Below are 24475 nucleotides of genomic sequence, written 5' to 3'. Positions count from 1 at the left end.
TTATGTCAAATAAGTCAAGTTAGTACGGCATCGGGAAGGAATGATAGACCGCGTCGATGTCTTTAAGGACTTCCGGGCCAAGCTCGATCTCGCCCGCGCCGATATTGGTTTCAAGCTGCTGCATCGTGGTCGCGCCGATGATCGTCGAGGTCACGAAATTCTGGGCGCGGCAGAAGGCGATGCCCATCTGGCATAAATCCAGCCCGTGTTTTTCGGCGACCGCGCCATAAGCCGCGATCGCAAGATGGGTGTCCGGCGTGTCGCGGTGCGGCGGGCGCGGATCGACGGTCCAGCGTGCGCCCGCGGGCCGCGCGCCGCCCGCGTATTTGCCCGAAAGCGCGCCGCCGCCCAAAGGCGACCACGGCAGATAGGCGACGTTTTCGCGCACGCAAACCTCGGCCAGATGCGGGTCGTCGACGCGGCAAAGCAGGCCGAATTCGCACTGGATCGACACCATGCGCGGCAGGCCGTGTTTTTCGGCAAGCCAGAGGTATTTCATCACACCCCAGGCGCTGTCATTGGACAGGGCCATATGACGGATTTTTCCGGCTTTTACCGCTTCGGCCAGCGCGCGCAGGATTTCGAGAAGATTGTCTTCCTCCCGCGCGGTCGTGGTCGCGGTAAAGTCGATTTTCCCTGCACCATGATTGACGAAATGCGGAAAGGGCCTGTTCGGCCAGTGCAACTGATAGACGTCGATATAATCGGTCTGAAGGCGTTTGAGCGAGCCTTCGATCGCCAGCGGCACGGTCGCGGCGCTGATCGGCGCGGCGTCCCTGACCCAGCGGAAGCCGGGGCCGACCATCTTGCTGGCAAGAATGATTTTATCGCGGTTTTTGCGGGCGGCGAACCACGCGCCGATAATGGCTTCCGTCTTGCCGTAGGTTTCGGCCGAGGGCGGCACCGCGTACATTTCGGCGGTGTCGAAGAAATTGATGCCGCGATCCAGCGCGTAATCCATCTGGCGATGGCCTTCGTCCTGCGTATTCTGGTTGCCCCAGGTCATGGTGCCGAGGCAGATGTCGGTGACTTCCAGCCCGCTGGAGCCCAAAATCTTCTTTTTCATGTGCGATCAATCCTTCAAGTCTTCCAAATCGTTCGGAAGTTCTTTAGGTAGCGCGGTATTCAGCTCAAGGCCAGCGAGAACAGGCAGCATCTGCGCATATTTCTGGATCAACGCCGCCGGCAGCGCGCGGCGGTCGATGGTGATGCGCGAAAGCGTGACGTTGCCATCGTTTCCGCGGGTGAAATAACATTCCCACATGCGCACCTGCTCCGAGCCGAAGGGATTGACGTCGGCGAAGATCAGCATCGCGCCGGTCGAAGTCTCGCCCCCCTCGTCAATCCGTATGGTTTCGGGAAAGCGCAGATAGAGTTCAAGATAGGCGCGGCAGACGCCATAACGCCAGCCCGCGTGCTGAGGCCTTGTCAGCACGAACCCCAGCGCGCCGCCCGCGATAAAAAGCGCCAGCGTAAGCCAGAGCCAAAGCGGGAGTTTCAGAAATTTGCGGGTCAGGATCTTGCCCATCGCGGCCCGCCTATGCGCCCGATCCGTCGCCGATTTCCGGGTTCTGGTGGGCCATGTCCACCAGCTCCTCGACGATTTCCTCGATCACGCCGGATATGGCGGCGGTCTGGGTTTCGCCCGCCTCGGCGCGGGCAAAGACGCGGCGCTTGATTTCCGAACGCGCCGACCCGCCGGGAAAGTTGGAAGCCAGCATCTGGCGCGCACGGCGCGCGCCCAGCCGCGTGTAAAGCCGGTTGCGGATGCCCACGTCCTCGGCCGAGGTCGAAAGCGCCCATAGTTCGACCGGCCCCAGCGTGTTGATCAGATGCTGTTCGTACCGGCCCTCGTTGGTGCCAAGCACCAGCAAGGCGGGCGCGCCACCGGCGCGCGGGCCGGTCAAACGGTGACGAATCACATGGCGCGCGGTGTTGGAAAGGCCAAAGCGCGTTTGCACGTTTTCGACCGCGCGTTCGGAAACGGCGGTCCCCAGAACCCAGACACCGGTCGCAAGATCGATCATGTCGTCGTCAAAGTCGTCGAGCAGTTGCGACGCCAACACGATCTGGACCCCGCGTTTACGTCCTTCGCGCACGTCGCGGATCACCTGACCGCGCACCGATTGCGATTTCGATGTGCGGTGGAATTCGTCATAGCATAGACGCTTGGGCGTTTCGCCCATGTCGATCAGGCGGGATTCGTGATATTTGCGGTATTTTTCCGGGATCGCGCGCAGCGTGTCTTGCGACATCCACCAACTGCGGACCAGCGCGTGGCGGGCGAGCATGTACATGATCGAGGTCTGGCGATCCGCGGCCTCGTCCCCCTGGGGCGCGACGTCCATCAAGTCCAGCGCGCAGACGCGCGCGTCGGTGATTTCAAAGCGCGTGACCGAGGACAGGATCGGGTATTCACGGATCGCCGAGGTCACCATCCGTTCAAAGGCGTTGATCACGCTTTCCGACGAACTGCCGATCTGGGTTTCGTCCAGCAACGCACGAATTTGCGGACGACGGGCGGCGGTAATCGCATCGCCCAGCACCGGCACCGCATGGCGCTGGGCCAGATTGGCGAGATGCCACAATTCGCGGTCGAAGAACTGGTCGACCACGTCCCACCAATACGGGTCCTGCGGCAGGTGGACGTTGTATTTCTTGATCGCTTCGTCGATGTCGTGGTCGACACGGGGCAGATAGGGGCGCGCTTCGGCATTGGCCATGGAATCGTCGCGCCAACGGTACATTTCATCGACTACCAGACCCGCGAGCTGCTGGATGCCGTCATATGGGCGTTCGGCCCCCGGCGGGGTGCACAGCAAGGTCAGCAGCTCGACCAGATACGAGCGTTCGTCGATCAGCGGCTGGCGGCAGCCAAGCTGGGTGTCGAAGGGGTTGATCGCGTATTGCGGCGACATCTGGAGGCGGTAATAGGCCGCCTCATGCCGGCGTTCCTGCGGCAGGGATTCCTTGATCAGCGAAATCAGCCCCGACGAGGACGGGCCGATATCGATGACCGCCACGAAAGGCAGACGCGAAAGGCCGGGCGAAAGGCAGGTGCCGAGATTGAGCGAGTTCATCAGCACGGATTTCCCCGCCCCCGGCTGCGCGAAAATCAGGTCGAACCACGTGGTCGTCAAATTGGTGCCGGTCTGATAGGGCCAGACCTTGCCGTCCGGGGTGCGCAGCAAAAGCGCGCCCTTGTCGAACGGGCTGGACGGGCGCTGCCACGGCAGAAGGCGCATCACCTCGGTCATCGGGGCGATGGCGGTGGGCGCGGTCGAAGCCGCGGATATGCCCATCACCGAGGACATCACGCATTCAAGCGGGTCGCCGACGACGTTTGAAACCTGACAATACCCCCAGGATTCCACGGCCTGCATCAGCACCGAAACACGATCTTCCAGCAAGTCGATCTTGTCCGCCGGCGCCCAGGTCGCCAGCGATATGCGCAATTTGACCACCGGCTGCGAACGCGCGAGCGCCTTGAGCGAGTCGATGGAATTCTTGATAGTGCGGTTGATCGGGTTGGTAATGGTCAGGAAGGTGGCGATGCGGTGCTTGGCGTTGACGCCCTCGACCCCGCCGCTTTCAACCATGAACGAGATGCGGAACGGCACCTTGGTGTCGAACAGCCGGTTGAGCAGCATCGGAAAGGGCGACGGGTCCATCGGCGCGAGCACGACGTCGCACCCGCCCCAAAGCATGCCGCCGATGCGTACCGCGTGGTCGTTGAGGATCGCCGCCGAGGACGCGGTAATCTGTTTTTTGAGCGAAGGCCAAAGGATTTCCGAATAATCCGCCGGGTCGGTGGATGCACGCACGGGGATTGGGTCCCCCGGCAGGCAGGGGCGCCATTTATCGTTGACGTGATCGGGGAACATGTTGTTGCGCACGGCCCTGAGCGCATCATGCGATTCAAGCAGATCGGCACGGATGCCGAGTTCGTCAAGCGCGGACATAATACCCGCGCTGTAGGATTTATGCCGCGCGCGCAGAATGTCGAGCGCGGCCAGCGGAAACTGCGCATTCGGCGCCTGAACCCATTTCTTGTTCTTGGCATCCTTGGCGGCGCGCGCGTAATCGGCCTTGGTCAGGATGGAGGGGCGGGTCCAAAGGACGAAAAAGCATTCCTCCCAAACCATGTAATGCGAAAGATGACGGATGCGTTCGCGAAACAGATCGTCGAGGTCGAGGCCGATATTTCTGGCCGCGTTATGCGAGGGGCGGACCAGTTCCTCCAACGCGCCGCGCGCACGCGCCGGATCGCGCACGAAGTAAATCTGCATCCCGTGGCCGGGCCGGTCAAAACGCGCGCCCAATTTCACGGTCGCGGATTCGACCAGATGCGCGTATTCCTCCTCGCCGATGATCTGGCGCGATCCGTCCACGCGCAGATAGCTGATCAACGACCCGTCGGCGGCAACCAGCGTGGTTTCGTCATCCATGGTTTCGATACGGATGAACGATTCCACCGGCTGGCGAAAGCCGTTGACGAAGGGGGTAAAGAATTTGTCGATAAAGCTCATTGAATCACGGGGTTATATATCGGCGCGATTATAGCGTGAAATTCAGGGCGTCCGCCACCCCTGGCTTGTTTGTTTTAGGGCCTCGCGGGGCCGCGGTCGCGGATGCAGACTTGGCGCCTTATATGCTTGTTTGTCCTTCAGACGCCGGGAGCGTACCGGACGGAGGTTATGCCGCCTTGAGCTGTTTGAATTCTTCCAGCCATTGCGCGGGCTGCCACGCGCCGAAAGGGCCGTCCTTGGAGCGCCAGTAGGCCAGGATCTGCGGGAACTGGTTGAATTCGAGGTCGCCTTCGGAAATGATCCGGCGATCAAGGGGGAAAAGGCGGATCCCCTCCAGCTTCGCGCCACGATTTTTATAGGCGCGCGGATCGATATACTCGCGCAAGACCATGGCCAGCACCGCCGGATCGTCGGTCTTGATGCGGTTTTTCGCCTCGTCACGGCGGGCGGTGATCGCCTCCAACGTGCGGCGGGCGGCATCGGCCACCGCGCCCTGACTGATGCGCGCGACATAGATCGCGCGGGCGACGTGATGCAGCATCGCCTGATCGAGTTCCGGCATCCAGATCAGCACGCCGGATTTCATGGTCGCGACACGGTCAAGCGCGAAAACCTGATCGCAGAAGATGCACGCGGTCGCCAGATGGTCGGGGTTGTTCACGTTGCCCCGTTCGCCGCGCAGGCGCACCAATTGGTATTTGCGGGCGGTAAACCCGCAATACCGGCAGGCATGGCCGTCGCGTTCAAGGACCGAGGCGCGGATTTCGTCCGGCACCTCGACACCCAAAGCAGAAGGGCCGGCGGTCGATCCGCCGGCCTTGGCCGAAGCCCCGGCCCCAGAGAGGCCGGGTATGATCGGTAGAAAAGGCAATTTAACTACCCACCGACCGTCGGTTTACTGCCCCAGTTTTTTATCGCTGCGGCACCAGCGTTCTCACCACCCGTCGTGCCCTGCATCACTGCGGTAAAGTAAGGCAGCGCCAGCAGCATGCCGCCGAAGCCCAGCTTGGCAATGCCGTTTTTCATCGGTTTCTGGCTTGGGTCCTCGACGTGTTTTTTCAGGTCCATGATCCCGAGGCCCGAGAGAATCGCGCCGCCGATATAGGCGATATAGGTCAGGATATCGACCGTCACGTTGGTCTTGCCCGAGGCATCCTTCGCGTAGGACGACAGATTGGCCGAGCTTGCCAGCGCGTCGGTGGTGTTGAGCGCGACCAGCGCGCCCACGCCCACGGCCACGCCAAAGACCCGGATACGCGCCGCCGAACGGGTACGGGCGTAGAGCACCGAGTCGATCAGCGCCGAGGTCTGGTGACCGAGATTAGAGATGGAAATTTTCATGCGTTTATTCCTCCTGCCTGAATGAAAGTAAAATTAGTTGAATGTTACGGGAAAACTGGTGATACCCAAAGAAGTTTGTACGGCGTTGATGAAACTTCCCAGATTGATCGCGATCGACCCTGCGACGATGTGCGTGACGACCGACATCATGCTAGCGCCCTGCGCGCCTTCGGCAAAGCCCTTAAGTAAAAACAGCCCGCGCACCACCGACAAAAACCCGATCACCGCCATAAAAGCCAGTACCGCGGAAAACACGTTCTTGGCGTTCTGAAGCTGGGCCGCGTCGACACCGGTGCCGGACATGAATTCGACCTTGGTCAGCGCCTGACCGCCGCCCAGAAGGCTCATATCGAGGGCGCTTAAAAGTTGCGGGAAGGACAACAGGCATCCCGCCACCACGAACATGGTGATGGTGCCGAAGCCCAAAGGCCCGCGCGGCCCGTCCTGCGCCGTGCGCACCAGGCGCTGCATGGCGAAAAGAACCATCAGGATGCCCGCGAGATAGCAAAACAGCTCGATCGCCGAATAGGCGGGGTTGGCGATGTCGGAAATGAACGACACCATCATGCCGTCGAGCGACCCGGCGCCAGACCCCGCATTCGCGGTCCAGCCGGTGTTGGCGAGCGCGCTGGAACCCGTGCCGCCGGCGCCAAAGGTGTTGTAGATGACGTTGACGATGATCGGGAAGGATAAAAGCGCGCCGCCGACCGCCAGACGTTTCAGGCTGTCCGGCAACTGGGTCTGGCCGGGATTTTCGATATGCGCGCGCAGCATCTGGATGCCGCGGACGACAAAAAAGACGCCGATGATGAACGCCGCCACGTTGGCAACGTCGATCAAAATCATGGTTTCGTTGACGCCGTGGGCGATCAGGCCGCTGATCCCGTTATTCTTGATCCCGCCAGTGCCGGAGGGGTTGAACTTGTAGGCGTTCATATTGAACATTTCAAAGATGGCGCTGGTGCCACCGTCGAACGTGCCCTGCGCCACCGCCGTCATATACGGCACGGCCATCAATATGCCGCCAAAGCCGAGCTTGGCGATCGGATGACGCATTTTCAACCCGTCGGAACCGGACCCCTCGCTTACAAGGCGCAATTCATTGATGCCCAGGCCGGCCAGAATGCAGCCGGAAAGAAAGGCGATATAATTGAAAATATCGATCAGAATCGCCGTCTGATTCGTCGTGTTCTTGGCATAGTTCTGAAAGTCGGCAGTCGTGCCGCCCAAAGGTTCGGCCAACGCCGCGCCCGCATGCGTGGCCACGAACAGGCCAAGCACGACGAAAAGCGCCGCGCGCGCCTGCGGCGTGGCGAGCCAACCCTGAAACCTTTCGTAATACGCGCGCAGTTTGCGCATTATGATCACACCCTTTTGTTTTCTTTTACTATTTAAACATAAAGGGGGCCGGTTTCGCAATGAAATCGCACACCGTATACCAAGCACGCCCCAAGCATTTTCCTTAACTTTCAATCCATCATGCACCGGGACATTTAAAAATTGCTTAAAATTTTAAGTAAATGCCGGGGGTGCGACATTTTGGTTGATCGTTTCTGGTCGCTCACACGCCGCTTGGCTTCGCTCGCATAAGCTCGCGCGGCGGCAGTCGCCGCCGTTTCTGGTCGCTCTGGCCCCGTCACGCTGGATCGCAACGCAATCGGCTATTCGAGATCGTATTCCACCGTCGTGACTACCCGCACCCGTTTGTCGATCACCGCGGTTTCCGGGCTGTTGTCGTCGTCGCGCGCGCTGATCTGGAACAGACCCTGCGTGGCGGTGCGGATGCCGCCCACGCGCGCGCCCGAATCCTCGGCGAATTTGCGGGCGCCCTCGCGCGCGCTTTCCGTCGCCCGGGCGATCATGTCCGGCTTGATGTCGTTGAGTTTGGTGAAAATATAGGACGGGCCGCTGCCCGGCGCGAGTATCACGCCCTGTGCGATCAGCTCGCCCACGTTGCGGGCGATTTTGTCGACCAGATCGACGTCCGTCGTGCGCACCATATAGGTCTTGGTCAGCAGGTAGCGCCCGTTCTGGATATTGTCGGGTCGGTATTGCTGGGCCAGAAGATCCGTCACCTCTACCTTCTGGACGCGCACGGCGTTGGCGGGCAGGCCCTGCGCCTTCAGGAAGGCCTCGATTTTTTGGCCCTGATCGTCCAATGCCTTCTGCGCGACGCCAAGGTCGTTGTCAGTGACCGTGTACTGAACCGGCCAGATGGCCAGATCGGCGCGCACGTCTTGTTCGGAAAGGCCGCGCACCGTCACGCTGCGTTCGCCGCCGCGCAGGTGGACCAACCCTTTCATCACCGCGTAGCCTGCGCCGCCCAGACCCAGCGCCAGCAACAAAGCGGCCAAAAGATGCAGCGCACCCGGCCTGCAACAGGAAGACGAGGAAGAAGCTTCGGTCATCGTTAATCTCCTTTAGTGGCTTGCAGCACCTTGTAGCCAAGCGTATCGGCCAGAAGCGTAATACGCCCCCCTGCGTTTTCAAGCACCGTTTCATAGGGCAAATGCCGGTTGGCCACGAGATAGACGCTGCCACCGGGTTTGAGCAAATTTATGGCAGAAACGCAAAAACGCTGGCCAAGGGCGCGGTCCTCGTCCTGCTGGGTGTGAAAGGGCGGGTTCGTGACCACAGCGTCGAAGCCGGCGGCGTCGAAGCCGGTTAAGTCCGGCGCGGGCCGGGTCGCGTCACCCCAGCGGACATCCCATTCCAGAGTCGGCGGAGCCACGGTCGCCAAATTGCGGCGGCAGCATTCGACCGCGCGCGCATCGGCGTCGATCGCGTACAGGCGGCGCAGTTCCGGGCGACGCGCGAGATGCATCGCCAGATAGCCGTTGCCGCAACCCAGATCGGCGATCGCGGAGCCGATATTCAGCGGCAGCGTTTCAAGCAGCAGGCGCGAACCGGGATCGGCGCGGTCCCACGCGAACAAGCCGGGCGTGGTCCAGAATCCACCGCCGCGGCCCTTACCCGCCGCGACGAAGCGAATGGAAGCGGCGGCGCGCCAGCGTTCCAGGGCCGCCGGATCAGCATCGGCGCGGGCGAGCACCAAGGTGCGGCATTTATATTTGATGACGGCGCGGGCGTTCGGGAAAACCCGGCGCACGGTTTTTTCAAGCCCTTGCGCGCCATGGGCGTTTTCCTGCGCGATCAGGATATGGCCGTCCGGCGCTGTGTGGTCGGCGGCCAGTACCAGATAGCCCAATGTTTCCTCGATCTGGCGGGTGGCGCGGATAAAAACGCTATTAAAAACACATTCTAATGTGTTTTTTAAATTGTTACAGGCGTTATCGCTTTGTTTCACACATGCGTCACCCTTGACGCCCAGTATGTCCATGCCTGCCATATTCCCGTCTGCCGCGTTCACAATTGCAACAGGGGACTTCAGATCGCCGGATTGTTCTGCCGCGTATAAAAGAGCGGCGGTCAGGGTGTCGGTAATAGGGTGCATGGGATCACGTGTGATTGTTTGGGTGAAGTGGTGGGGTTGCGTGGCGTTATACCACGTTCATGAACTTTGTGCATGGGGGATGCAGATTCATGCGTTGCGAGGGCGGGCAGCGTTATGCGGTCATAAAGGAACACCGCAAAAAGAGGCACGAAACATGTTCACCATCCTGCATCTCGACCAGACCGTTTTCAGGCCAGCCCCCGGGCCTGTCTGGGCCGAGCGGGTGGAACAGGCGGAACAGGACGCGCTGGCCCAGATGCAGGTGGCGACGCGGCCTTACGACAAGGCGCTGCGCTTGATGTCGCCGACGGCAAGATTTGCGCGGCTTGCGGCGGAATCCGCGCCCAAAGGCCAGCGTCCGAATGGCGATACCAGCCTGTTTTTGCGTTTACGGTATGAAGGGTTGCATCGTCAGCGGCACATGGCAGGGCCGCGGCTGATCCGCGCGCTCAGGCAGATCTTTCCAAAACCGCCACTGGAATACGACGCGCAAGGAACTTATAAACCACCCCATCCCGACCGGGTGGCCGTGGCCGCGATCGTCACCGCGCAGCCGGTCGAATCCGTGTTTCTGGCGCTCCAGCAGGCAGGGTTGGACAATGAAATACCCGAACGAATGGTTTTTGGGCCGGAAAAGATGAATAATCTGGGTTTTTTGTATCAAAAAGACCAGATGAAGGCCATTTTTTTGCTTGCAGCAGGGTCCGCATGGGGTGATTCCAGCATAATCACCCTGATTTCAGACCAAAATGCCGGTATTTTAGCCGGAAATGATCTAAATTTCGGCAAAACCATATATTACAGCCCTGTCTGGACGCGACGTAAAATTCATGAGATTCCGGATGGCAGCACCCGACATGTCATGCGACGCCTTGGGGGTGGATTCAGGCTAAAATGACCTTATTTGCATGTTTTTCGCGTTAAATCAGGCTTAATGGACCAGAAATACCCCGTCCAAAGCCTGAAATTCATGCGCGGTGACCAGTTTTTTGCGCGCAACATAGACGGAATGCAGTTTTCCATCCAGTTTTTCGACCCAAAAGCCCAAAAACTTGGACAGAACCGGGTATTGCGGCGCCAGATCGTAATCCTGCCAGACATAGGTCTGCAGCAAGGCGGGATAATCGGGCATGTGATAAAAAATCTCCGCCGTCGTCAGGCGGTAGTCATGCAGCAGCAATTCGATATCGCTCATCAGGTTCCTCCCAATGCATGCTTATCCGGCATTTCCGCCGGTAGTTTCATTGTGCCCAAGGATTTGTTAATCCCGCGTTAATTGGGCATCCTTCGCATCGACCGTATGTTGACCGCGTCTTGTTTCCGCCCTATCACCGGCAGCGTTATGACCCGTTTTTCCGCCGTTATATTCGATCTTGATGGCACGCTGGTGGATTCCGGACGACTGGTCGCGCAATCCGCCATCGACGCTTTCCGGCATTTCGCGCTGCCGGTGCCGACGGCGGCGGCCGTCATCGCCTATATGGGCATCCCCATCGAAGTCTACTTCGCCAAGTTGGCAGGCCCGGCTTTTGAAACCATCGACCCCGGCGCGCTTTATGCCGATTACCGCGCGCGCTTCAAGGTGATGGTCGAGGCGGGGGAATTGCAGGCTTATGAAGGCATCCCCGAGATACTGGCCGGGCTTAAGGAAGCAGGCGTTCTCATCGGCATCGCGACCAGCAAGGAAACGCGGCCCGCCATCCATAGCTGCGAACATGCGGGGCTGGCGCCCTATATCGACGCCTATGTGGGGTCGGATATGGTGCAGGCCTACAAACCCGCGCCCGACACCGCCCTGAAATGCCTTGAAGCATTCGGTTTGAGTGCGGGACCCAATATTTGCGTCGTGGGCGACGCCGAAGGCGATATCGCCATGGGGCGCGAAGCGGCGGCTACAACCTGCGGGGTGACATGGGGAGCGCATGACGCCACACGGCTTTCGCGTCAGTCCCCTGCCTTTATCGCGCATACACGCGGGCAGCTTCGCGACTTTCTGGGGCTGGGCGCTTTTTGAACTTTACCCTTGAAAATCGAGTCTTTCGGGGCATATAACCCTTCTGGCACTCGACCTATGGGAGTGCCAAAAACCCAAAACCCAGACAAAACGGAGTTTAGACATGAAATTTCGTCCCTTGCATGATCGCGTCCTACTGCGCCGGATCGAGCAGAACGAAAAAACGGCGGGCGGCATCATCATCCCCGACACCGCCAAGGAAAAACCGATGGAAGGCGAAATCGTCGCCGTCGGCACCGGCCTGCGCGACGATTCGGGCAAAGTGGTGCCGCTGGACGTCAAGGCCGGCGATCGCGTGCTGTTTTCCAAATGGTCCGGCACCGAAGTGACCATCGATGGCCATGAATACCTGGTCATGAAGGAATCCGACATCGTCGGCGTCATCGCCGCCTAACCCACACAAAAAACGACAGGAGTCTTATAACATGGCTGCCAAGAACGTATTGTTTTCAACCGACGCGCGCGAGGAACTGCTCAACGGCGTCGACATCATCGCCAACGCGGTGAAAGTGACCCTGGGTCCCAAAGGCCGCAACGTGCTGATCGAGAAATCCTTCGGCGCGCCGCGCTCGACCAAGGACGGCGTCACCGTCGCCAAGGAAATCGAGCTGAAGGACAAGCGCCGCAACATCGGCGCCCAGCTGATCCGTGAAGTCGCCAGCAAACAGGCCGACCATTCGGGCGACGGCACCACCACCGCCACCGTGCTGGCGCAATCGATCGTGCGCGAAGGCGTCAAGGCCGTGGCCGCAGGCATGAACCCGATGGATTTGAAGCGCGGGATGGACCTGGCGGTCAAGGCCGTGGTCGAGGACATCACCAAACGCGGCACCGCCGTCAAAGGCAACGACGAAATCAAGCAGATCGCGCTGGTTTCGGCCAATGGCGACGAAGACATCGCGGGCAAGATCGCCGAAGCGATGGCCAAGGTCGGCAACGAGGGCGTCATCACCATCGAGGAAGCGAAATCGATGGATTCGGAACTGGACGTCGTCGAAGGGATGCAATTCGACCGCGGCTATATCAGCCCGTACTTCATCACCAACGCCGATAAAATGGTGTGCGAGCTTGAAAACCCGTTCATCCTGCTGGTCGAGAAAAAACTTTCCGGTCTGCAACCGCTGCTGCCGGTTCTGGAAGCGGTGGTGCAATCGGGCCGTCCGCTGCTGATCATCGCCGAGGACGTCGAGGGCGAGGCTTTGGCCACGCTGGTCGTCAACAAGCTGCGCGGCGGGCTGAAGGTTGCCGCGGTCAAGGCGCCGGGCTTCGGCGACCGCCGCAAGGCCATGCTTGAAGACATCGCGATCCTGACCAAGGCGCAACTGATCTCGGAAGATCTGGGCATCAAGCTGGAAAACGTGACGCCGCAGATGCTGGGTACGGCCAAGACCGTGCGCATCACCAAGGACGAAAGCACGATCATCGACGGCGCTGGCGACAAAAAAGGCATCGAGGCCCGTATCGCCCAGATTCGCTCGCAGATCGCCGAAACGACGTCCGATTACGACCGTGAGAAACTGCAAGAACGTCTGGCCAAGCTGGCCGGCGGGGTCGCGGTGATCCGCGTGGGCGGCGCCACGGAAGTGGAAGTGAAGGAGAAAAAGGACCGTGCCGACGACGCCAAGGAAGCGACCAAGGCCGCCGTTCAAGAGGGTGTGATCGCGGGCGGGGGCGTTGCCCTTCTGTACGCGAGCAAGGCGCTGGACGGCCTGAAAGGTGCCAACAACGACCAGCAGGTGGGCATCGACATCATCCGCCGCGCGTTGCAGGCGCCGGTGCGCCAGATCGTCGAAAACGCCGGGTCGGAAGGCTCGGTCGTGGTGGGCAAATTGCTCGACCAGAAGGATTCGTCGTTCGGGTTCAACGCCCAGACCGGCGAATACGTCAACATGGTCAAAGCCGGCATCATCGACCCGGTCAAGGTCGTACGCACGGCGTTGCAGGACGCGGCATCGGTCGCCAGCCTGCTGATCACCACCGAGGCGATGATCTTTGAAGCCCCCGACGATAAAAAAGCCCCGGCCATGCCCGGCGGCGGCATGGGCGGCATGGGCGACATGGATTTTTAAATCCTTGTCCAAACAGAAAACAAAAGGCCGGGAACATCCCCGGCCTTTTTTTATAAATTTGCGCGGCAAGAAATCCTTCGCATAAAGTGCCGCGATGAGCCCGCAAGACATTGACCTTCGCCGCGCCTTCATGCAGGTCACCGGCAACTTCGAGATGGAAGGGCCGCTGGACGGCTGTTTTCTGTGTCGTGACACGGATCCGGCGGGCAATAGCCTCAACGGCCATACCCATTTTTTCAGGCACTGGTATCTGGCGCGGACCTTGGCAAAAACCCTGCGCGATGTCATCGGCAACGATGCCGCGCCGCTTCGTATTCTTGCGGCGCCTTCGTCCATAGGGTGCGAAGCCAACGGTCTGGCGGCCATGGCGATCGCGGGCGGGCTGGATCAAGACGCAGGATTTTCCATTGATGCGTTCGACATTTCGCCCTTGTTCACCCGTCTTGCACGCGCGAAAGCCTATCCGGGGGAGATGGCCGATATTCTGGAGCCACAATGGCGGCGGATGCTCTTTCCGGAAACCTCGCAAGCGCTGGTGCCCGTGCTCGACACGGTCGGCGCACACCTCAATTTTTTGGATGCGCAGCCATTCGAAACCTTCCGGGCGCAAAGCCATTACCATGTGGCGATGGTGAACAATTTATTCCTGTACATGAACGCGGATCAGTTGGCTGCGGCGATGGAAACGTTACGTGCCGTCCGCCCCGATATGATCGTGTTCGGGTTTGACAAAGGTATTGGACGGGAAAGCGGCGTAAGGGTGCCGGGCTATGTCGATATCGGCGCGCATCCCGTCTGGCGCGATACGGCGCTGGCGAACGACAATCTTTTGCGACCCCGCTATGGCATGTGGGTCAGGCAACCGACTGTTTAGACGCTATGCCGGCGCGGCGGGAAACCTCCGCCACCGGTGCGTCCGTATCCTGCATCACACGGTTGCGGCCCGCGCGTTTCGCGGCATAAAGCGCGGTATCGGCGCGTTTTTGCAAATCGGCCAGCGATTCGCCGGGGCGATGGACCGCCATGCCAATCGAAACCGTGACCGGCGGCGCGTAAGGATGCCGTTCATCGGCCTTTTGTTCCCGGCGGGCCGCCACCGCCTTGCGCAGGCGTTCGGCGACGGCTTTGGCTTCGTCCGCGTCCAGGCCAGACAGGGCGATAAAAAACTCCTCGCCACCGCAGCGCGTTACCAGATCGTCCTCCTTCACGCCCTTGCGCAGCTGGTTTGCAAAAATCCGCAAAACCTCGTCCCCCGCGTCATGGCCGTGCGCATCGTTGACCTTTTTGAAATGATCGATGTCGAAGGCCAGCAGGGTCAGCGGCGCGCCGTCTTGCGTCGCCGCCAGTCTTTGCGCCATCTCGGCCTCGTAATAGCGGCGGTTGTGCAGGCCCGTCAGGGCGTCGCGGAACCCTATGTCCTCGGTCGTTTTGTGAATGTCCTCGGCCCCGGTGCGCGCCGTGACCGTGGTCGCGGCGACGAATTCAAGCGCCGCGCGCGCCTGCGCCAGACAATCCAGAACCGCCTGCGGCGCATGCGGCGGCAGCAATTCAAGCGCGCGGTCGAGGGCATTGCGCCCGCCGACGGCCATGAGCGCGGCCTTATGCTGCGTCCCGACCAACGCGTTGAACGCCGCGCGCAGCGAGGCGGGCGTAGTTTTCGCCGTTCCCGAAACCCGGGGTTTTCGTTCCTTTTCGCGCGCCATGCCGCGATCAATCCTTTTTAACCTGCTGATACGATACAGGAATTTGGTTAAGGAACTGCAAAAACCCCGCTGAAACCAAGGCAATAAGCGGTTTTTGAAGCCTTCGGACGTCCCTTCGGGCCGGGCGGACGTAACAACAGCAAAAGACAGAGCATGAACATGGTTTAGAACGTCATACCATCTGTGCAACTGTATTTAATGAGATATATTTCATGCGTAATTTTTTACTTGGTGTTTTTATTTATATTTCATTTTTATTTGGTTTTTGTATGGTGGCGGTACCGACCTGTTCGCGCTAAAATCTTGATATGCCCGAACTGCCCGAAGTCGAGACCGTCCGGCGCGGCCTTGCCCCCTTGATTACCGGCCACGTCATCGCGCAGGTCACGCTGCGGCGCGGCGGGCTGCGCCACGCCTTTCCCGCGCATTTCGCCGAAACGCTTGAAGGCGCGCGGGTTACCGGTTTACGGCGGCGGGGGAAATGCCTGTTGATCGATCTGGACAAAAATCGGGTCTGGATGGTTCATCTGGGCATGTCAGGATCGTTTCGCAGCGTGCCGGACGGGCAGAATTTCCAGCCAGAAACACACGACCATGTCGTCATCACGTTCGAAAACGGTTTGCGGCTGGCCTTCAACGACCCGCGCCGCTTCGGGCAGATGGATATGTTTCCCGCCGATGCGGAAAGCACACACCGGGCCCTGGCCACAATGGGGCCGGAGCCGCTTGAGCGGGGCTTCACTGGCGCGGTCTTGCGCGCGCAGCTGGCTGGTCGGCGTGTCGCGATCAAGGTCGCGTTGATGGACCAGCACGTCGTCGCGGGGATCGGCAATATCTATGCGTGCGAGGCGTTGTTTCGCGCCGGGATATCGCCACGCCGCATGGCCGGGCGGATCACCGCGCGCGAAGCCGACACGCTTGCCCGGTCGATCCGAGTGGTGATGCGCGCGGCGCTACGTTCGGGCGGTAGTTCCTTACGCAACCACCGGCAGGTCGACGGCAGCACCGGGTATTTCCAGCATTCCTTCGCTGTTTACGGGCATGCCAACGCGCCTTGCGCGGGATGCGTCTGCGCAGGAAAAAACCATGTTCGCGCCTTTACGCAAAGCGGGCGGACCACATTCTATTGCCCTGTCAAACAACGATGAATCGGAGCACAGTTTTATCCCCATTCTTTTCCTTGACAGAAGGGTTAACAGACCGTTAATTGTCATCCGTTATGAATTTGGCGTTGCAAATTCGGCGTTGCGAATGTGGGTAACCCCATAATCAACGGCCAGATTTTAACGCGATGCGGACTTAAAAACCGTACTTAAAACCAACACCATGGCACGGCGCATCCCGTTTTGCGCGGCCAGAATGAAGAAGAAAGACATGGCCAACCACAAGTCATCCGAAAAGCGCATCCGCACGACGGCCCGTCAGACCGCCGTCAACACGGCGCGCCGCAACCGCATCCGCACTTTCGTGCGCAAGATCGAGCAGGCCGTCGCCACCGGCGATGCCACCGCCGCCGAAGCCGCATTCAAAGCCGCCCGCCCGGAAATCCAGCGCGGCGTTTCCAAAGGCGTGATCAAGAAAGCCACTGCTTCGCGCAAGCTTTCGCGCCTGTCCGCCCGCATCAAGGCGATCAAGGGTTAATTTTTACAAAGGGCGCCCCTCATCGCGGGCACCCTTTTTTGATATGCGTCCGCGTCATGCGTCGCATTTATTTAAAAACAAACTAAATATTCGTTTTCAACCTGCAAGTATTCGTGCGGGTATTTTTTCATTTCCTAAATATTTGGCAAAGTTAGATTCTTTCTTTTTTGAAATTTTTTCTTCACAACGTCTTGCACAATTTTTTTTTCGCGCGTAGGGTGAGGGACATTCAGACGAAAAAAGCAAGGAAATCCGCCGCTTTGCGGTGAATCTCGCATATTCTCTGGATCTGGGGATAAACGGCGGCAACACCATTTTTTCCCAAGAGGGCGGAAATTCCTTGGGATTTCCCCCTTGAAATGCCGAACGACGCATCTAGCGCAGACGCCAACCAGAAGGGCCGATTAAAAACGCCCCGGAAGCGATGTGTAAAGCCGATGCGCCAAATCGTGCGAAATGCGGCTGCGAAGGCGACCGCGGAAAATTGAGTACAGGGACCAATTCATCAAGGACCAAGGGGGATCCAGACCATGAGTAAAAAAGCAAGCGCCGGCGCCGTTAAAGCAGATGCACCCACGGGTGTCGATTCTGCGCCTTCCGGCGTTGCCGCGGGCACCAAACTGGATACGGTGCCAAGCACGGAAATTCTGGCCACGTGGGAGAGCGTGCACGATGCGCTGCGTCAGGAATTCGGCGAGGCCGTGTTCCGTTCATGGCTCAAGCCGATGCAGCTTCAGGCCTTTTATCAAGGCACGCTGGAAGTTTCGGTTCCGACGCGATTCATGCGCGACTGGATCGGCAGCCATTACCATGATCGCATTCTGACCCTGTGCCGGGAATCGAACCCCGACATCCTGCGCGTGCAGATCGTCGTGCAGGTTCAGGCGCTCAAGGACGCAGGCGGGCGCGGCGGCGATCCGATCGAGGTATCGACGGCGGCGCGTCTGGGCGAAAGTGATTTGTATTCCGAGCTTTCGTCAGCGCTTGACCCGCGTTTCACGTTCGAAACCTTCGTGGTCGGCAAGCCTAACGCATTCGCGCACGCCGCGTGCCGCCGCGTGGTCGAGGCCGACGGGATGCCGTTCAACCCGCTTTACATCTATGGCGGCGTGGGCTTGGGCAAAACCCACCTGATGCACGCGATGGCGCATTCCCTGCGCGAAAAGCAAAGCCGCAAGGTCGTTTATCTTTCGGCCGAGAAGTTCATGTACCAGTTCGTGCGCGCGCTGCGTCGGCAGGATTCTATGAATTTCAAGGAGCAGTTCCGTTCGGTCGACGTATTGATGATCGACGACATCCAGTTCATCGCCGGCAAGGACACGACGCAGGAAGAATTCTTCCACACGTTCAACGCGCTGGTCGACCAGGGCAAACTGATCGTCATTTCGGGCGACCGCGCGCCGATGGATCTTGAAGGCCTGGACGAACGTCTGCGTTCGCGCCTTGGCTGGGGTCTGGTCGCCGACATCAAGCCGTCAACCTTTGACCTCCGTCTCGACGTCGTCAAGGCGAAGGCGGGCTTGATGGGCGTCGACCTGCCGGCCGACGTGTCGCATTTCCTGGCGGGCAAGATCACGTCGAATATCCGCGAACTTGAGGGTGCGCTCAACCGTCTGGCCGTGCATCGCGATATGACCGGGCTGCCGCTGACGCTCGACGTCACGCAGGACGTGCTTTCGGACGTTTTGCGCTCCTACGAACGCCGGATCACCATCGACGAAATCCAGCGCAAGGTGGCGGAGCATTACAATCTGCGCCTGACCGACATGCATTCCGCCCGCCGGTCGCGCAACGTCGCGCGTCCGCGGCAGGTGGCGATGTATCTGTGCAAAAAACTTACCACGCGCTCTTTACCCGAAATCGGACGCAAATTCGGCGGGCGCGACCACACCACCGTGATGCACGCGGTCAAGAAGGTCGAAGAGCTGATGGGCGAGGACAATCTGTTCGCCGACGAGGTGAATTCGGTGCGCCGGGTGCTGAAAGGCGATTGATCGCAGACCCGTCAAAGACGAAAACCCGCCGAAAGGCGGGTTTTTTAATGTCCCGCACGGTAAGCCAGATAGCCGCATCAGAAGTTATTTGACATACATATATTTTTGATATGTAAATCGTGTCATGACATATAATCCGATTTTAGACCGCACCGGCCCTGTTCCCTCGTTCGACAAGATCGCCCCGGGCCAATTCATGCCCGCATTGGAGACCTGCATCACCAAAGCGCAGGCACGCATTGAAACAATTGTTGCCGGAGACAGCGATGACATCATGGCGCTGGCGCAGGAAATCGAGTCCCTGTTCCACGACATCAACCATGTTTCCTTCGTTTTCGGTGCGTTCGCGGGTAGCAAGCGAAGCGCGGAAATCGCCGCGATGGAAGGTGATTTCAACACGAAATACGATTCGTTTTCCAAAAGCGTGTTCCAAAACCCCGCGTTGTCGGCGCGCTTCAAGGCCCTGTTCGCGGATGGCGCACATGGTCGGCAGGGCGAGGACGCACAATTGCTGGACGTCCTGAACCGTCAGTTCCTGCACGAGGGCGCCTATCTGGACGCGGAACAAAAACAGCGCCTGTGCGCGATCGACCAAGATCTGATCGCTCTGGCCGCAAAGTTCAGCAACAATATCGAGGACGCCAAACTTCAGCACGCCGTACATGTCACCGACAAGGCGATGCTGGAGGGGCTGGACGAAGCCACGCTGGCCGCGTTCCGCAAGAACGCCGCCGATAACGGCAAGGAAGGCTGGCTGGTTTTGATCGAGCGTTTGTCAGTCGACACGCTGCTGTCGACCGCCGCGAACCGCGATTTCCGCAAAATGCTTTTGCAGGCAATCGACACGGTCGGCACGCAGGCGCCGAGCGACAACCGGCCTTTGTTGCCTGAATTCGCCCGTTTGCGCCATGAGCGCGCGCAGCTTTTGGGTTTCTCGAATTATGCGGCGTTCGCGCTGGACGGCACCATGCCGGGCACGCTTGGGCACGTTCAGGCGATGATCGACGAGATGGCGCCGATGGTGCTGAAACTGTTTTCGCAGGACATCGCCCGTATTCAGGATTATGCGCGCGAAAACGGCGGGCCTGATGTGCTGGAGCCTTATGACGCCGCCTATTGGGCCCAGCGATACCAAAACGCCTTTTTCTCTTTCGATGGCAGCGCCATGTCGGAATATCTGCCGATGGATCGCATGCTGGACGGGTATTTCGCGCATGCCCAGCGCCTGTTCGGGTTGAACTTCATCGAAAACGACCAGCTTCCGCGCCTGCATGACGACATCAGGGTGTTCGATGTCGCCGACGCGCAAAGCGGCGCGATGATTGGCTACCTGTACGTCGATCCCTATGCCCGCGAGCAAAAAATCGGCGGCGCGTGGATGAGCCAGATTCAAAGGGGCAGCGCCACGCATCTGCCGGCGGTGTCGCTCAACCTCAACCAGTTGAAGCCCGACGCCGGCAGACAGACATTGATGAGCGTCGAGGAAGTGTCCACGCTTTTCCACGAGGGCGGACACGCCATGCACGGCCTTCTGGGCGCGCAGGCACAGCATTATCAAATTCTGCAAGGCACCAACAACACCCCGGAATTCGTCGAAATCCATTCGACCTTGCAGGAACGCTGGGCGACGAGCCCTGTCATTCTTTCGCAATTCGCCCGTCACCACGAAACAGGCGAGAAAATTCCGGAATCCCTGATGGATGCGTACAAGGCCGCGGAATCCTTTTATAAATCGGCACCCATCGTCCGCCTGCTTCAGAACGCGGCTTATGATCTGACGTTCCACGCGCAAGGGCCGGATTTCAAGGATGCCGACGATACGCACGCGCGCGCGGCGCTTGGCCATCCGCTTGCCCCGTTTGCGCGGCCTTATCCGCTGCCGCGGTTTAGACACCTGTTCGGCGACGCCTTGAGCAAGTACGCCGCCGGGTATTACGGGTATTTCTGGGCCTATATTTTCTCGGCCCACGGCTTTGCAAAATTCGCGCGCAGCGGCGATCTTTACGATCCGGCCCTGTCGGCGCGCCTGCGGCAGTTTTATGCGCAAGGCGCGTCCAGATCCAGCGCCGAGATCTATGCTGCCTTTGCGCGTGATGAGGCCACGCCGGTCGCACTGATGGCGGAGATGGGCCTGAAACCCGACGCCGTCGTTCCACCGGCACCGGCCGCGCGCCCGTCCATATAAACAAAAACCCGGCCCGCGCTTTCGCGCCGGACCGGGGTTTAACTTTGTCGCGCGCGACTTACGCCGCGGCTTCGTCGACGCCGTCGAGCGGCTCCAGCCCCGCGCGCTTGCCGTAATTGCCCGAAAACAGGTCTTCGGCGAAGACGTCTTCCCACGAACCGCCGGTCGAAGCCTTGGAGTATTCGGTCGCGCGGTTTTCAAAGAAGTTCACGTGTTCTGCGCCGTTCATCATGATGTCCATCCACGGCAGCGGGTTCTTTTCCTTGCCGAAGACGGGTTCGAGGCCGAGCTGCTGCAGGCGGCGGTCGGAGATGTAGCGGATATATTCCTTTACCTCCGCCGCGGTCAGACCTTCGATCCCGCCCTGTTCAAAGGCAAGATCGATGAACGCGTCCTCGTAACCCACGATTTTTTTCGCACAATCGGTGATTTCTTCCTTCAGTTCGTCGTCCCAGATATCCGGATTTTCGGAAATGAAGGTTTTGAACAGGCGGATCATGGAAAGGCAGTGCAGGGTTTCGTCGCGCACCGACCAGGTCACGATCTGGCCCATGCCCTTCATTTTGTTGAAGCGCGGGAAGTTCATCAGGATCGCGAAGGAGGCGAAAAGCTGCACGCCCTCCGTGAACGCGCCGAACATGGCCATGGTCTTGGCGATGTCGCGCGGACTGCTCATGCTCGCGGTTTGCATGTAATCGTATTTGTCCTTCATTTCCTTGTACTGCATGAAGGCGGAATACTCGATCTCAGGCATGCCGAGCGTATCAAGCAGGTGGGAATAGGCGGCGATGTGCACCGTTTCCATGTTGGCGAAGGCGCCCAGCATCATCTGCACCTCGACCGGTCCGAAGACGCGGGAATAGTGCTTCATATAGCAGTTGTTGACCTCGACATCCGCCTGGGTGAAAAAGCGCATGATCTGCGTGAGCAGGTTCTTTTCCTCGGGCGAGAGTTTCTTGCGCCAGTCGCGCACATCCTCGGCCATCGGCACTTCCTCGGGCAGCCAGTGGACACGCTGCTGTGTCAGCCACGCCTCGTAGCACCACGGGTACAAAAAGGGTTTATAGACGTGGCGTTCTTGCAACAGTTTGGACATTTTCCTCTTCCTTCTCTCTTCTTCCTTTGAAAACGCTATGCCGCTTTTTTGCGGCTGGCCCGCCATGTTTCCATGACCATGGTCAAATCGGGCGGAGTATAATCGGGGCCTTTCAAAATCTTGCCGTCTTCCGGCCTGACGACGGGTTTACCATCGCGCCCCAGCTTCGACATGTTGGACCGCTGGACTTCGGCGAAGGCCGCGTTCTTCAGGTCATGAAAGCCAAGGGACAGATAAGCGCCATCCAGCACATATTGCAAGTCCGTCAGCGCATCAAGGACGCCGACTTCATCGCCCTGTTCCAGCGCTTCCTTCAGTTCGTCCAGTTCTTCCTGCAGCAGACTGATACGCAAGGAATTGACGCGGGCATCGTCCAGATGCGGCGCATCCTTCACAGGCAGGCCATAGGTTTCATGAAAGACGCGAACGCATTCCAGCGTGTCTTTTTTCATTTTCATTCCCCAAGCTTTTGGTTGGCCGTATTTGCCTTTGCACACATCTTGGGCAAATACGGCGTTTCTTATCGTCCGGCGTTCGTGGGCTTACTGGCAGGCCAAGGCTCACCCGCGTGCTACTGGCACGCGAGACATTCCTCGTACTTGCCCGGTTCTTCGCCAGCCGTCGGCGCCGCCTTTTTCGAGCGGTCCCACGAGGCCGCGCTTTCGGCGCGGGCGATCGAGCGCGAACGGCAGTAGTAAAGCGATTTCACGCCTTTTTTCCACGCTTCCCAGTGAACCTGGTGCAGGACTTTCTTGTGCACGTCGGCGGGCAGGAAGACGTTGAGCGATTGCGCCTGACAGACGAACGGCGTGCGGTCGGCCGCGTGCTCGATGAGCCAGCGCTGGTCGAGTTCGAACGCTGTTTTAAAGACGTCCTTTTCGATTTCGCTGAGCGCGTCGAGATGCTGGACCGAGCCTTCGTTGGTGAAGATCGAGGACCAGACATCGTCCGTATCCAGGCCTTTTTCGGCCAGAAGCTTTTTCAGATACGGGTTCTTGACCGCGAAGGAGCCCGAGAGCGTCTTGTGCGTGTAGGCGTTGGCCGCGGCCGGTTCGATACCAGGGGACGCGCCGCCGGTGATGATGGAGATGGACGCCGTCGGCGCGATCGCCATTTTGTTGGAAAAACGCTCCATGATGCCGTAATCGGCGGCGTCGGGGCAGGGCCCGCGTTCATGCGCGAGTTTTTGCGAGGCGTCGTCCACCCCGCGCTTGATGGCCGAGAACATGCGGCGGTTCCAGACCTTGGCCATCACCGATTCCATCGGAATCATCTTCGATTGCAGGAAGGAGTGGAAGCCCATCACGCCCAAGCCCACCGAGCGTTCGCGCATCGCCGCGTATTTGGCATGCGAGAAGGAATCCGGCGCCTTGTCGATGAAGTCGGTCAAGACGTTGTCGAGGAAGCGCATCACGTCCTCGACGAAAGTCGGGTGGTCCTGCCATTCCTCGAAGGTTTCGAGGTTGAGGGAGGAGAGGCAGCAGACGGCCGTGCGCTCCTTGCCGTCCGGATCGATGCCGGTGGGCAGGGTGATTTCCGAGCACAGGTTCGACATCTTGACGTTCAGCCCCGCCATCTTGTGGTGTTCGGGGATGGCGCGGTTCACATGGTCGATATACAGGATGTACGGCTCGCCCGTTTCGATGCGGGCGGTCAGGATGCGAATCCATAAATCGCGGGCCCGGACCTTGTCGATCACCGCATTGTTGTGCGGGGATTTGAGCGCCCATTCCTCGTCCCGCTCCACCGCCTGCATGAAGGCATCGGGAATCACCACGCCGTGATGCAGGTTGAGCGCCTTGCGGTTCGGGTCACCGCCGGTGGGGCGGCGCATTTCGATGAATTCCTCGATTTCCGGGTGCCAGACCGGCAGGTAGCACGCGGCCGAGCCGCGGCGCAGCGAGCCTTGCGAAATCGCGAGGGTGAGCGAGTCCATCACGCGGATGAACGGGATGATGCCCGAGGTTTTGCCGTTACGTCCGACCTTTTCGCCGATCGAGCGCAGATTGCCCCAGTAGGACCCGATTCCGCCGCCCTTGGCCGCCAACCAGACGTTTTCGGTCCACAGGTCGACGATACCTTCCAGTTTGTCCTGGCATTCGTTGAGGAAGCAGGAAATGGGCAAGCCGCGGTTGGTGCCGCCGTTGGAAAGCACCGGCGTCGCCGGCATGAACCAGAGGTTGGAGATGTAGTCGTAGATGCGTTGCGCATGTTCGGAATCATCCGAAAACGCCATCGCTACGCGCGCGAACAGATCCTGATACGATTCCTCCGGCAGCAGATAGCGGTCATCCAGCGTGGCCTTGCCGAAATCGGTCAACTTGGCATCGCGGGCGCGGTCGATACGGACGCGCGGTCCGGCTTCCACCTGGGCTACATCAAACATGAAAATTCCCCCGTATTTTTCGACCGCCGCAGCCTTCCGGCGACGGGTGTCAGATTATGGCGT

Annotated in this window: 22 protein-coding genes; 9 read left to right on the top strand and 13 right to left on the bottom strand. The window is 59.5% G+C overall.

Going from position 1 to position 24475, the window contains the following annotated elements; genetic code table 11:
* Nucleotides 1-19: 19 nt before the first annotated feature.
* The 8 genes from H6866_05630 to H6866_05595 form a co-directional block, all read right to left on the bottom strand.
* A complete protein-coding gene (locus tag H6866_05630) occupies nt 20-1066 on the bottom strand; it encodes an aldo/keto reductase (protein ID USO06928.1) in 1047 nt (348 codons plus the stop codon).
* 6 nt (nt 1067-1072) lie between these two features.
* Nucleotides 1073-1528: a hypothetical protein gene (locus H6866_05625; protein ID USO06927.1), complete on the bottom strand. Its 456-nt coding sequence runs from the start codon at nt 1526-1528 to the stop codon at nt 1073-1075.
* Between the two features lie 10 nt (nt 1529-1538).
* A complete protein-coding gene (locus H6866_05620) occupies nt 1539-4529 on the bottom strand; it encodes a type IV secretion protein IcmB (protein ID USO06926.1) in 2991 nt (996 codons plus the stop codon).
* Between the two features lie 166 nt (nt 4530-4695).
* Nucleotides 4696-5400 (bottom strand): type IV secretion protein DotN, encoded by a 705-nt coding sequence (locus tag H6866_05615; protein ID USO06925.1) that lies wholly within the window; start codon nt 5398-5400, stop codon nt 4696-4698.
* A 5-nt stretch (nt 5401-5405) separates the two neighbouring features.
* On the bottom strand, nt 5406-5870 hold the full coding sequence (locus tag H6866_05610) for a hypothetical protein (protein USO06924.1): 465 nt from the start codon (nt 5868-5870) through the stop codon (nt 5406-5408).
* A 33-nt stretch (nt 5871-5903) separates the two neighbouring features.
* Nucleotides 5904-7229 (bottom strand): hypothetical protein, encoded by a 1326-nt coding sequence (locus H6866_05605; protein USO06923.1) that lies wholly within the window; start codon nt 7227-7229, stop codon nt 5904-5906.
* 302 nt (nt 7230-7531) lie between these two features.
* Nucleotides 7532-8278, bottom strand: coding sequence for an SIMPL domain-containing protein (locus H6866_05600; GenBank protein USO06922.1), 747 nt, complete (start codon nt 8276-8278; stop codon nt 7532-7534).
* 2 nt (nt 8279-8280) lie between these two features.
* Complete coding sequence (locus tag H6866_05595; protein USO06921.1) at nt 8281-9324, bottom strand: class I SAM-dependent methyltransferase; 1044 nt, start codon at nt 9322-9324, stop codon at nt 8281-8283.
* Between the two features lie 154 nt (nt 9325-9478).
* On the opposite strand from H6866_05595, the gene H6866_05590 reads away from it, so the two are divergent.
* Nucleotides 9479-10222: a hypothetical protein gene (locus tag H6866_05590; protein ID USO06920.1), complete on the top strand. Its 744-nt coding sequence runs from the start codon at nt 9479-9481 to the stop codon at nt 10220-10222.
* 33 nt (nt 10223-10255) lie between these two features.
* Here H6866_05590 and H6866_05585 read toward each other — a convergent pair whose 3' ends face one another.
* Nucleotides 10256-10522: a Usg family protein gene (locus H6866_05585; GenBank protein ID USO08603.1), complete on the bottom strand. Its 267-nt coding sequence runs from the start codon at nt 10520-10522 to the stop codon at nt 10256-10258.
* A gap of 144 nt (nt 10523-10666) precedes the next feature.
* Here H6866_05585 and H6866_05580 point away from each other — a divergent pair, with 144 nt between their 5' ends.
* From H6866_05580 to H6866_05565, 4 genes are all read left to right on the top strand, one after another.
* Nucleotides 10667-11338 carry an HAD family hydrolase gene (locus tag H6866_05580; protein USO06919.1) on the top strand — a complete coding sequence of 224 codons (672 nt, stop codon included), beginning with the start codon at nt 10667-10669 and terminating at the stop codon, nt 11336-11338.
* Between the two features lie 103 nt (nt 11339-11441).
* Entirely contained in the window at nt 11442-11732 is a 291-nt protein-coding gene (groES, locus tag H6866_05575; protein ID USO06918.1) for a co-chaperone GroES, read from the top strand.
* Nucleotides 11733-11763: 31 nt separating this feature from the next.
* Nucleotides 11764-13407 carry a chaperonin GroEL gene (gene groL, locus H6866_05570; GenBank protein USO06917.1) on the top strand — a complete coding sequence of 548 codons (1644 nt, stop codon included), beginning with the start codon at nt 11764-11766 and terminating at the stop codon, nt 13405-13407.
* 94 nt (nt 13408-13501) lie between these two features.
* Entirely contained in the window at nt 13502-14281 is a 780-nt protein-coding gene (locus H6866_05565; protein ID USO06916.1) for a hypothetical protein, read from the top strand.
* On the opposite strand, the gene H6866_05560 is transcribed toward H6866_05565, so the two are convergent.
* The gene (locus tag H6866_05560; protein ID USO06915.1) at nt 14262-15110 is read right to left on the bottom strand and encodes a GGDEF domain-containing protein; all 849 of its coding nucleotides are present in this window, start codon (nt 15108-15110) and stop codon (nt 14262-14264) included. The genes H6866_05565 and H6866_05560 overlap by 20 nt on opposite strands.
* 308 nt (nt 15111-15418) lie before the next feature.
* Between H6866_05560 and mutM the strand changes: the two genes are divergently transcribed.
* From mutM to H6866_05540, 4 genes are all read left to right on the top strand, one after another.
* Entirely contained in the window at nt 15419-16258 is an 840-nt protein-coding gene (gene mutM, locus H6866_05555) for a bifunctional DNA-formamidopyrimidine glycosylase/DNA-(apurinic or apyrimidinic site) lyase (GenBank protein ID USO06914.1), read from the top strand.
* 226 nt (nt 16259-16484) lie between these two features.
* Nucleotides 16485-16751, top strand: coding sequence for a 30S ribosomal protein S20 (gene rpsT / locus H6866_05550; GenBank protein ID USO08602.1), 267 nt, complete (start codon nt 16485-16487; stop codon nt 16749-16751).
* 530 nt (nt 16752-17281) lie between these two features.
* Complete coding sequence (gene dnaA, locus H6866_05545; protein USO06913.1) at nt 17282-18745, top strand: chromosomal replication initiator protein DnaA; 1464 nt, start codon at nt 17282-17284, stop codon at nt 18743-18745.
* 196 nt (nt 18746-18941) lie between these two features.
* Nucleotides 18942-20930, top strand: coding sequence for a hypothetical protein (locus H6866_05540; GenBank protein ID USO06912.1), 1989 nt, complete (start codon nt 18942-18944; stop codon nt 20928-20930).
* Nucleotides 20931-20988: 58 nt separating this feature from the next.
* On the opposite strand, the gene H6866_05535 is transcribed toward H6866_05540, so the two are convergent.
* The 3 genes from H6866_05535 to H6866_05525 form a co-directional block, all read right to left on the bottom strand.
* A complete protein-coding gene (locus H6866_05535) occupies nt 20989-22026 on the bottom strand; it encodes a ribonucleotide-diphosphate reductase subunit beta (GenBank protein USO06911.1) in 1038 nt (345 codons plus the stop codon).
* 35 nt (nt 22027-22061) lie between these two features.
* A complete protein-coding gene (locus H6866_05530) occupies nt 22062-22478 on the bottom strand; it encodes a nucleoside triphosphate pyrophosphohydrolase family protein (GenBank protein ID USO08601.1) in 417 nt (138 codons plus the stop codon).
* Between the two features lie 119 nt (nt 22479-22597).
* Nucleotides 22598-24412, bottom strand: coding sequence for a ribonucleoside-diphosphate reductase subunit alpha (locus H6866_05525; GenBank protein ID USO06910.1), 1815 nt, complete (start codon nt 24410-24412; stop codon nt 22598-22600).
* Nucleotides 24413-24475: the final 63 nt, after the last annotated feature.

This window comes from Rhodospirillales bacterium (genome assembly GCA_023898805.1).
Taxonomy (GTDB): Bacteria; Pseudomonadota; Alphaproteobacteria; order Micavibrionales; family UBA1664; genus UBA6145.
The sequence above is the reverse complement of the archived record's forward strand: the minus strand, read 5'-3'. Positions and strand labels throughout refer to the sequence as shown.

What these genes read in the sequence shown, in the direction of transcription:
- H6866_05630 (USO06928.1), bottom strand. Translation starts at nt 1,066, where the DNA reads ATGAAAAAGAAGATTTTGGGCTCCAGCGGGCTGGAAGTCACCGACATC.
- H6866_05625 (USO06927.1), bottom strand. Translation starts at nt 1,528, where the DNA reads ATGGGCAAGATCCTGACCCGCAAATTTCTGAAACTCCCGCTTTGGCTC.
- H6866_05620 (USO06926.1), bottom strand. Translation starts at nt 4,529, where the DNA reads ATGAGCTTTATCGACAAATTCTTTACCCCCTTCGTCAACGGCTTTCGC.
- H6866_05610 (USO06924.1), bottom strand. Translation starts at nt 5,870, where the DNA reads ATGAAAATTTCCATCTCTAATCTCGGTCACCAGACCTCGGCGCTGATC.
- H6866_05605 (USO06923.1), bottom strand. Translation starts at nt 7,229, where the DNA reads ATGCGCAAACTGCGCGCGTATTACGAAAGGTTTCAGGGTTGGCTCGCC.
- H6866_05600 (USO06922.1), bottom strand. Translation starts at nt 8,278, where the DNA reads ATGACCGAAGCTTCTTCCTCGTCTTCCTGTTGCAGGCCGGGTGCGCTG.
- H6866_05595 (USO06921.1), bottom strand. Translation starts at nt 9,324, where the DNA reads ATGCACCCTATTACCGACACCCTGACCGCCGCTCTTTTATACGCGGCA.
- H6866_05590 (USO06920.1), top strand. Translation starts at nt 9,479, where the DNA reads ATGTTCACCATCCTGCATCTCGACCAGACCGTTTTCAGGCCAGCCCCC.
- H6866_05580 (USO06919.1), top strand. Translation starts at nt 10,667, where the DNA reads ATGACCCGTTTTTCCGCCGTTATATTCGATCTTGATGGCACGCTGGTG.
- groES (USO06918.1), top strand. Translation starts at nt 11,442, where the DNA reads ATGAAATTTCGTCCCTTGCATGATCGCGTCCTACTGCGCCGGATCGAG.
- groL (USO06917.1), top strand. Translation starts at nt 11,764, where the DNA reads ATGGCTGCCAAGAACGTATTGTTTTCAACCGACGCGCGCGAGGAACTG.
- H6866_05565 (USO06916.1), top strand. Translation starts at nt 13,502, where the DNA reads ATGAGCCCGCAAGACATTGACCTTCGCCGCGCCTTCATGCAGGTCACC.
- H6866_05560 (USO06915.1), bottom strand. Translation starts at nt 15,110, where the DNA reads ATGGCGCGCGAAAAGGAACGAAAACCCCGGGTTTCGGGAACGGCGAAA.
- mutM (USO06914.1), top strand. Translation starts at nt 15,419, where the DNA reads ATGCCCGAACTGCCCGAAGTCGAGACCGTCCGGCGCGGCCTTGCCCCC.
- rpsT (USO08602.1), top strand. Translation starts at nt 16,485, where the DNA reads ATGGCCAACCACAAGTCATCCGAAAAGCGCATCCGCACGACGGCCCGT.
- dnaA (USO06913.1), top strand. Translation starts at nt 17,282, where the DNA reads ATGAGTAAAAAAGCAAGCGCCGGCGCCGTTAAAGCAGATGCACCCACG.
- H6866_05540 (USO06912.1), top strand. Translation starts at nt 18,942, where the DNA reads ATGCCCGCATTGGAGACCTGCATCACCAAAGCGCAGGCACGCATTGAA.
- H6866_05535 (USO06911.1), bottom strand. Translation starts at nt 22,026, where the DNA reads ATGTCCAAACTGTTGCAAGAACGCCACGTCTATAAACCCTTTTTGTAC.
- H6866_05530 (USO08601.1), bottom strand. Translation starts at nt 22,478, where the DNA reads ATGAAAAAAGACACGCTGGAATGCGTTCGCGTCTTTCATGAAACCTAT.
- H6866_05525 (USO06910.1), bottom strand. Translation starts at nt 24,412, where the DNA reads ATGTTTGATGTAGCCCAGGTGGAAGCCGGACCGCGCGTCCGTATCGAC.